This is a genomic window from Piscinibacter sp. PDB5-1 (assembly GCF_056676035.1).
Genome location: NZ_JBWVZL010000003.1, coordinates 599783 through 608506 on the forward strand (window position 1 = coordinate 599783; position 8724 = coordinate 608506).

Consider the following 8724-nt stretch of genomic DNA (forward strand, 5'->3'; position numbering starts at 1 on the left):
CTCAGCGGGTGACGGCGGCGAGCGAGTTCGCCGCACGCCGCACCACGAAGAGCGCGGGCGCGCCGATGCCGCTGTCGGGCGCCACGCCGACCAGCGCCGCGCTGCCCAGCACGCCCGGCCCGTCCACACGCTCACCGACGCTGGCCGACGCGGGAAAGCTGCCGGCATCGACGTCTTCGCTGCCGGCGCCGAAGCTCAGCCACCGCAAGCGCCCCCCGGCCAGCCCCACCGCACCGGTCGCACGCGTGGCCACCAGCGCGTGACCGAAGGCCCCGTTGCCACGCAGCGAACGCGCATGCGCGGGCACCTCGGTCGCCACCGAGCCGCCGATCAGCTGCGCCACACCCACGCTGCGCTCGTTGGCACCGGTCACCTCGCTGCTCGCCAGCACGCGGCCGGCGGCGGTCGGCGTCGAATGGAACAGTCGGTCATGCAGGGTGCTCGTCAGCTCGATGGTCTTGCCGGCGAGCACCGGGCTGCGCTGGCCATCAGACTTGCGGTAGGCGGTGTAGACGGTGTCGCCCGCATCGTCGAGCTGGGCGTACAGCACGTGCGAGCGCAGCACCCAGAAGCCCACGATGGGCCGGCTGTCGTTGACCTTGCGGGTGTTCGACACGCGCTGGTCCGACACGCGGTGCAGGTCCACGCGGCCGACTGAATCGACCGTGGTGATGTACAGGTCTTGCTCGTCGTGCATCGCGTTCAGGCGTGGCAGGCCCATGCCCACGTGCCCGGCCAGCAGCAGCGCCGACAGGCTGCGGCTGGCCTTGTCGTAGCGGCGCAGGCCGTCGTCCGAGCGAATGAAGACGCCCGTGGCCGTGACGTGGCCGCCACCGGCCGACAGCGGGGCCGGGGCATCGCCCACCTCGCGCACGGTGGCCGTGTCGAGCAGGCGCGACAGCGTGAGCAGGCGGCCATTGCGCCAGGCGAGCACCTCGCCCATCGCGCCATTCGCGCCGTGCAACGCGGCGATGGCCGTGAGCCGCTCGCCGGGCTGCGCGGGCAGCTCGATCGGGGCCTGCGTGCTGGTCATGTCGAGCGCCACCAGGCGCGGCTCGCCGCCTGCGGCGCAACTGCCCGTCGCGTCGGGCGCGTTGTAGGTGATGAGGGCGTTGTCGCCGCTCAGGTCCTGGCCGATCACGTTGAAGCGCGGCGCGGTCAGCGTGCCGGGGCAGATCAGCGCCGCATTCGAGATGCGTTGCACCGCCGGGGCCGCGCTGCCCGCAGCGCCCAGCGTCAGCTGGTGCAGGGCCAGCGCATGGGTGCCCGCACCGACGCGGGCGTCGAACACCACATGGCGCGGCGCCACATGGCTCACCGTCGCGCCGTTGGCACTGACGGTGCCGCCGAAGATGCGCACCGAGAAGCTGTCCAGCTCGGCGGGCGTGAGCCGGGGCGCCGTGCCGGGGTTCGCCGGGTCGGCCACAACAAGCTGGCTCTCGAGGCTTTGCACGCCCGGGTCGGCATCGCCGTTGAAGTCGTACTGGGCCGCGCTCGACACCCAGCGCAGCGTGACCTCCGGCGGGGCCGGGGGCGCCGGATTGCTCACCGGGGGCGGCGCGCTCACACCGTCGCCACCGCCCCCACCACACGCAGCCAGCACAGCGCTGAACATGACCACCAGCGCGGGCAATCGCTGCCCCAACTCCACACCCTTCGACACGTCGGTCTCCTCGTTGATGGAGCGGGGTTGTAGAAGTCGCGTATGACGACCCCGTGAATCGAAAGCAGGGCTGGCGAGCGATGATCCGTACGGCTCATGCCGGCCGCGAAAGCGCGCCGGCCATGGGTCTGAGTGACACATCGACCCGCTACCCTCTCGCGCATGAGCCCCCCCGTTTCGCACCGACCCGCCCCCCACCCGTCACCTTCCTCGGCCTGGCAAGCGGGCATCGCACGGGCCGTGCAGGGCCTGCGCCGCCCCCCGCTGGGGCTGCGCGTGGCGGCCTGCGTCGCGGCACTCGCGCTCGTGGCCGCCGTGCTGTGGCATGGCGCGCAGCCCTATGCCGTGGGCGCGGTGCGTGCGGGCTGGGACAAGCTCGCCCACGCCGCCCTGCACTTCGTGCTGTGCTGGCTGCTGCTGGCCGGCGTGGGCCTGCGGCGCAGCGTGTGGGCGCTGCTCGCGTGCATCGCCTTCGCCTCGCTCGACGAATTTGCGCAGCAGTTCAACCCGGGCCGAGCGGTCAGCGTGGCCGACGTGGTGGCCAGCGGCATCGGCGCGCTGTTCGCGTTGACCACCGCACGCGCGCTCGAATGGCTGGGCGAGATGCGCGGCCTCGTGCGGGCCCACCAGCAACGGCAGTGGCGCGACTTCTGGTTGCGGCGGTAGGAACGCGCGCTGGCGTCACGGCAGTGACATGGCGCGCTGGTCCACTCGCGGGTTTTGGCGTTTTGACACTCACCCATGACTCGCCCGTCTGCGTTTCGCTCGGTTTCGCCGCTGGTGCTCGCCCTGTGCCTGCATGCGGCGCAGGCCGCCCCGCACGAACCCCCTGTTCCCGAGAACGAGATGGCGCTGGCCGCCGCGCGCCAGGGCAACCTCGGCCTGTGGCGCGAGATGCTCAAGCTCGGCGCCTCGCCCCATGCGCGCGACGCCAGCGGCAACAACGCGCTCGTGATGGCCGCCTATGGCGACAGCGAAGCCATGCTGCGCGAGTTGCTGGCGCTCGGCGTGAACCCCAACGCGCGCGGTGACCTCGGGCTCGCGCCGCTCTCCATCGCGGTTGTGCGCGGCCGGGCCGACTGGGCCCAGCGCCTCATCGACGCCGGCGCGCGTGTCGATGCGCCCGACAGCCAGGGCCTGACCCCGCTGGCCTCGGCGGTGCGCCTGGGCCGGTCCGACCTGGTGCAGATGCTGTTGAAGGCCGGCGCCGACCCGACCCGGGCCGACGCGATGGGCGTGACCCCGCTGCACGCGGCCGCCGAGCGCGGCCTCACGCCAATCGCCCAGGCCCTGCTGGCCGCCGGGGCCGATGCGAACGGGCTGGACCGCGACGGGCGCTCGGCCCTCTTCGTGGCGCTGTTCGAGCAGCACACGGCCGTGGCCGAGGCCATCATTCGCCACCGGGGCACCAACCTGCACCTGCTGTCGCAGGGCTACACACCGCGCCGCTGGGCCGAGCAGATGGGCTATGCCGAACTGGTGGCGCTGATCGACCAGCGCATCGCGCGCTGATGGCGATCAGCCCCTGACGCCGCGCGCCGCGCCGGTCACTTCGGGCCGGCCGCCGTCGGCTCGCTGGGCAGCACCTCGAGCCGCGCCTCGAAGAGCTGGTCACGCAAGGCCTGGATACGCGCCTCTTCGCGCACGCGCCACAGCCCGGTGAAGGGCTCGCAGGCGCGCAGTTGCCGTTCTTCGTAGCGCTTGAGCAAGTCTTCGCCCGCCGTCAGTGCGGCCGCGTGCTTGCTTTCGCACAGCTCGGCGCGCTGGGTGTTGTGCTTCAGGCGCTGCGCGAGCGTGTGGCGCTCGGTCTCGGCCAGGCGCCGGTCGTTGGCCACCTGCTGCGTGGCCTGTGCCAGCGCGGTGTCGCACTTGGCGAGTTCGGCCTTCAAGGCCTCGCCTTCGGCCTGGCTCTTGGCCAGCGCCTCGCGGGCCTCGGCCAGCTCGGCGGCCAGGCGCTTGGCCTCGCGCGAACTGCCGCCCGAGGCGGCGCGCAGCTTGGCGGCTTCTTGCTGGGCACGCGAGGCTTCGCTGCGCACCTTGTCGATTTCTTGCGCCTTGCCCTGCTGCAGTTGCGCGTTCTCTTGCCGCAGCTTTTGCAGTTGCTGCTGCAGCTGCATCAACTGCTGGCGATCGCGGTCGGACTGCGCCGCCGCCGGCGCCGACACCGCCAAGAGCACCGCCGAGGCCACGGCCGCCAGGCACGCACGAGAGAGAAAAAGACGTTTCATCGCACGGCCCCTTCAGAAGCGCGCATTGAGTTCGAGCATCCAGGTGTTGACCCGAAACGGCACCGGCAGGTCGATGCTCTCGGCCTGGATCAGCCGCAGCCCGGCCTGCGTGTTGCGCGCCACGGTGAAGCTGCCGCCGAAGAAGCTCGCTTTCACGTCGGTGCCGCCCAGGCGGTAGTCGCCGGGCGTGAAGCCGTCGGGCACGGCGTCGCGTTCGAGTTGACGCACGCCGGCGTTGAGCAGCCAGCTGCCCTGCTCGTCGGTCGGGCCGCGCCCGAGCGTGAACTCGACGCGGTAGCCCTGCGTGCGGCGGCAGGCCAGGCGCGCCGCGCCGGCGGCGCAGTCGCGCGCGGCGGGCAAGGTGCTCGCCGCTGCGCCCACGCGGGCAGCCATCTCGTCGGCGTCCCAGCCGATGTTGTTGAGCACGTTGGCCGAGGCCCCGAAGCGCCACAGCTCGGGCGTGGTGTATTCGCCGCCGAGGTTGAGGTCGAGCACGCGGAACTTCGACGCGAGGCCGAAGACTTCGGTGCCACCCGGGCTGCTTTGGGCCGCGACGTTGAACATCGTGTTGCCGCGCGTTCGCACCAGGGGCTGGCTGTCGTTGTAGAGGGTGTTGCCGGCGGGGTCGGCGGGGTTGAGCCGGCCTTCGATGCGGCGGAAGTCGAACAGGCCCAGCCCGCCGCGCACCGCCCAGCCCGTGCCCGAACGCCACTCGCCACCGGCCTGCATGCCGACGAGCCAGCTGTCGCGGGCCTGCTTGCGTGGCGAGTTGTTGACCTCGCGCAGCGGGTGCACACCCACCGTCGCATAGGCCGACCACTCGTAGCCGAGCTGCGGGCTGTAGCGCAAGGCGGCGCCGTCCATCGTGAGGTCGTTCGACCACAGCAGGTCGGTCGTGCGGTAGGGGTTGGCCATGCGGCCACCGGTGGCACCGTAGGGCCCTGCCGCCCACTGCAGGTAGGCCAGGTCGAAGCCGGTGCCGAAGCGGCGGTTGAACTGGCCCGCGTCGGCGTTGGTGGAGGCGGGGTCGTTGTCGTCGCCGCCGCGGTTGGTGACCAGGCGCATGCCGGCCTGCACGTCGTCGGCCACACGCGCATTCACCATCAGGCGGCCGCGCCAGCGCAGGCGGGTGCGGTCTTCGGTCAGGTTGCCGGTGCCGTTGACCGGCAGTTGGTAGAAGAAGTCCACGTTGTTGGGCGCGTTGACCGGGTCGGCGCCGCCGTTCTCGTCGGCGAAGTCGTCGAGCTGGTAACGCAGGCGGATGTCGCCGCTGAAGCTGAAGCGCGACAACCACGACGGCAGGGCCTCGGGCACGCCCCAGCGCTCGGCGCGTGCGGTGGCCAGCACCTCTTGGCGGATCTCTTCACGCAGCTCGCGTTTCACGGCCTCGGGCACGTAGGGCACGCGCACCACCGCAGGCGCCGGGGTGGCCGCCGGGGCCGGTGCGGGCGCCGCCGCGGGCGCGTCGAGCAAGGCGGGGTCGATGCCGGCCTGGCGCAGCATCTCGCGCGCCTTGGTGACGGTGAGGGTGTTCTGGTCCACCAGGGCGCGCACGAGGGTGAGCAGCGAGTTGCGGATCTGCTGCGCGTCCTGCACCGCGTCTTGTGCGAGGGCGGGCAGGCCGGTGGCGAGGGCCAGCGCGAGGGCGGTGGTGCGCAGGCGCGTGCCGTGTGAGGTCTTGCTCATGGTGGTCAGGGGTTGCTCGGGCGTCGGCCCGCAAGGTGAGTCGATCGGATGAAGTTCAGGCGTCGGCCGAGGTGACGCGGATGCGCAGCGGCTGCGCCATGCCCTCGGGTGGAGGCTGCTTCAGCGCGCCGATGCGCGTGAGCCCTTCTGCCACCAGACGGTCGATGTCGGGGTCGCCGCTGCCGCGCGTGATTTCGCTGCGCTCGATGCGGCCGTCGCGCGAGAGCCAGACGCGCACGTCCACGCGGTACTCGATGCTGCGCAAGCCACCGAGCCGGGCCAGCTCTTGCGCGATGTGGCGTGCCACGCCGTTGGCGAACAGGGTCTGCGACAGCCCCCCGCCCCCGCCGCCGAGCGTGGGCGCGCGGTTGACGCCGCCGCTCATGCCGAAGCCATCGCCCGGGCCGTTGCCGGGCTGTGCACCGGTCAGCGGGTTCGATTGCGGCTGCTCGGGCGGCTGCTCGGCGGGCTTGGGTTCGTCCACTGGCTTGGGCTCGTCGAGCTTGACCTCTTCCTTGATCTTCTGCGGCTCGGGGGGCTTCTCGGGCGGCTTCGGGGGCGGGGGCGGCGGCGGCCGCAGCACGGCGATCTGCTGCACCTTGCGTTGCGGCTCGGCCTCGTTCTTCAGCGAGAAGAACTTCACCAGCCCCCACAGCGCGAGCGCCAGGGCCACCAGGCCCAGCACCCACAGCACCGTGGGCGGCAACGGCTGGCCGCCACGGCGAGCCTTCACGGGGTCACGCGCCATGGCGGGTCACTTCACCAGGCGCTGCGTGACGAGGCCGAGCTGGGTGATTTCCAGCCGGCCCATCAGGTCGAGCACATCGATCACCTTCTCGTAGTGCACCCGCGCATCGCCCTTGATGACCACCGGAAAGTCCGGGCTCACGGCCTTCAGGTCACGCAGGCGCTGCTCCAGCTCGGGCATGGTCACCGGGTAGGTGTCGAGGAAGATCTGGCCCGTCTCGGTGACGGTGATCGCCTTCGTCTGAGGCTTGGCCAGGCTCGGCGTGTTGCTGGCCTTGGGCAGGTTGACCTTGATGCCCTGCACCGAGGCCGTCGTCATGATGATGAAGATGATCAACAGCACGTACGACAGGTCGAGCATCGGCGTGACGTTGATGTCGTCGTAGGCCTTGTCTTCTTGGACTTGCATCGCGGTTCCTCAGAGGGCGCGAACGAACCGCAGCGAGCCGGTCAGCGTCGGCACGCGCGGCAGGTTCATCCGTGCCCTCACTGGTTGTGGGCCTCGGCCATGCGGGTGATGAACTCGTCAGAGAACGCCTGCATGTCGGCCGTGATGTTCTTGATGCGCGTGAGCAGGTAGTTGTAGCCAAACAGCGCCGGGATCGCGACGCCCAGGCCCGCCACCGTGGCCAGCAGCGCCGCGGCGATGCCGGGGGCGATGGCGTTGATGTTCACGTCGCCCGCTGCCGCGATGGCCGCGAAGGTGATCATCACGCCCACCACCGTCCCCAGGAGGCCGAGGAAGGGCCCGCCCGAGATCGCGATGGTCAGCAGCACCATCAGGCGGTTGAGCTTCTGGTTCTCGCGGATCAGCGTCGAGTCGATGCTGGCCTTGATGGCGGCCACCGACTCGGCCGACAGCGAGGTGATCTGCCGGCCGTTGTTGACGCGGCGGTCCAGCTCGCGCATGCCGGTGGCGTACATGCGGGCGAGCGATCCGTCCTTGTCGGGGTCGCCCTCGCGCAGCAGTTTCGACTCTTCGCTGTGCGGGTCGAGGTAGACATGGGGCTGCTCTTCGAACGCGTCGATGAAGCGCGCGTTGTTGCGGTCCAGGCGCGACACCAGCACCGCCTTGCCGACCATCACCCAGAGGGCGACCACGAACATCACCGCCAGGATCACGATCACGATCTTGGCGTCGAGCGTGAGGCTGTTCATCAGCACCGTGATGTAGCCACCGTGGTCTTCGCCGGCCTCGCCCTGCTCGGGCTCGCCGTACACCACCAGGCGGCCCTGCTCGCCCTGCGCGGTCTGCAGCTCGTGCCACAGCGCGTTGCGCGGCTCGGCCGACAACTCGACCACGTCGAGCTCGCCGTTGAAGCCCTGGCCGATCACCAACTCACCGGCGAAGGCCTGCATTTCGACCGGTTGCGCAGCGACCTCGCGGCCGTTGACAAAGAGCACGAGGCGGTCCGACAGCGACACGCCGACGTGCTGCCACTCGCCCACCTTGAGCGCCGGTCCCGCGATCTGCATGCCGCCCAGCCGGGCCGACAACTGCGCATCGCTGAACCCCACCGTCAGCGCGCCCCACTGCAGCAACTGCGCCGCACCCGCCGCCGACGGCTTGACCCAGGCCGAGAACGCAAGCCCCGCCCCCGCCACCGGCTGAATGCGCGACGCGTCGCCCATCGCCACCTTCAGGGGCTGGCCAGTGAACACCGCCGAGCCGCCCGCGAGGCCGGCTTCGCTGCGCGTGACGCCGGGCGCGGCCACGGCATTGGCGTAGGGGCTCGCGTCCTTGAACGCGGCGTCGGCCTCACCGAAGTTCAGCCGCAGGCGCTGGGCCGGGCTGTACACGCCCTTGGCGTCTTCGGCGGCGCCGACCTTCTCGTTGCCCGAGTACAGCCAGAAGGCCTCGTTCGGCGCCTTCGACACCACACGAGGCACCTGCACCCAGACGATCGCCAGCTGGTTTGCGGCGTCGAACATCTCGACGTGGTGCTTCAGCGGCGTCTTGTCGTCAGCCGCGATGAAGCGGATGTCGCTGCCATCGGGCTTGGCGTCGGTGAACAGGAAGTTGCCCGTGTGCAGGCGCACGGCCACCGGCACGTTTTCGGCGGTCGTCGCCGCGTCGGCCACGAGCGCGTTCGCATCGAGCGTGATCTTCTTTCGGAACTTCCAGTCGGCGTTCCACCAGGCGTGGGCCGAGACCGGCAGCAAGAGCAAGAGGCTCAACAGGGCGAGAAGGCGTTTCATCGTCGTGCGCATGGGGACCAGGGAGATGCCGCGAAGGGCAGCAAAGCCCGGCAGTGTCGAAGTCCGATGTGTCGAGGCCATGACGCGGTCCGGTGCCTGGTCCGAACGGTCTATGGCTCGGGTGGGCCGAGCGCCTTGCGTTTGGGGGGTGGTGCGCTCGGCCGGTTCTTTCAATCGCAAAGGCGCAAAGAAGAATTGCAA

8 protein-coding genes are annotated in these 8724 nt (G+C 70.7%); 2 read left to right on the top strand and 6 right to left on the bottom strand.

The window, feature by feature from the left end; all coding sequences use genetic code 11:
• Window position 1: 1 nt before the first annotated feature.
• Entirely contained in the window at window positions 2–1663 is a 1662-nt protein-coding gene (locus AC1KAT_RS15670) for a hypothetical protein (RefSeq protein WP_480327561.1), read from the bottom strand.
• Window positions 1664–1825: 162 nt separating this feature from the next.
• On the opposite strand from AC1KAT_RS15670, the gene AC1KAT_RS15675 reads away from it, so the two are divergent.
• Both AC1KAT_RS15675 and AC1KAT_RS15680 read left to right on the top strand, forming a co-directional pair.
• Complete coding sequence (locus tag AC1KAT_RS15675; protein WP_480327563.1) at window positions 1826–2329, top strand: VanZ family protein; 504 nt, start codon at window positions 1826–1828, stop codon at window positions 2327–2329.
• A gap of 75 nt (window positions 2330–2404) precedes the next feature.
• On the top strand, window positions 2405–3175 hold the full coding sequence (locus tag AC1KAT_RS15680; RefSeq protein ID WP_480327565.1) for an ankyrin repeat domain-containing protein: 771 nt from the start codon (window positions 2405–2407) through the stop codon (window positions 3173–3175).
• Window positions 3176–3210: 35 nt separating this feature from the next.
• Here the strand turns inward: AC1KAT_RS15680 and AC1KAT_RS15685 are convergent, their stop codons facing one another.
• The 5 genes from AC1KAT_RS15685 to AC1KAT_RS15705 form a co-directional block, all read right to left on the bottom strand.
• Window positions 3211–3891 carry a hypothetical protein gene (locus AC1KAT_RS15685; RefSeq protein ID WP_480327567.1) on the bottom strand — a complete coding sequence of 227 codons (681 nt, stop codon included), beginning with the start codon at window positions 3889–3891 and terminating at the stop codon, window positions 3211–3213.
• A gap of 12 nt (window positions 3892–3903) precedes the next feature.
• Window positions 3904–5577 (bottom strand): putative porin, encoded by a 1674-nt coding sequence (locus tag AC1KAT_RS15690; RefSeq protein WP_480327569.1) that lies wholly within the window; start codon window positions 5575–5577, stop codon window positions 3904–3906.
• 55 nt (window positions 5578–5632) lie between these two features.
• Window positions 5633–6325: an energy transducer TonB family protein gene (locus tag AC1KAT_RS15695; RefSeq protein ID WP_480327571.1), complete on the bottom strand. Its 693-nt coding sequence runs from the start codon at window positions 6323–6325 to the stop codon at window positions 5633–5635.
• Between the two features lie 6 nt (window positions 6326–6331).
• Complete coding sequence (locus tag AC1KAT_RS15700) at window positions 6332–6733, bottom strand: ExbD/TolR family protein (RefSeq protein ID WP_480327573.1); 402 nt, start codon at window positions 6731–6733, stop codon at window positions 6332–6334.
• A 77-nt stretch (window positions 6734–6810) separates the two neighbouring features.
• A complete protein-coding gene (locus AC1KAT_RS15705) occupies window positions 6811–8523 on the bottom strand; it encodes a DUF2341 domain-containing protein (RefSeq protein WP_480327575.1) in 1713 nt (570 codons plus the stop codon).
• Window positions 8524–8724 lie beyond the last annotated feature (201 nt).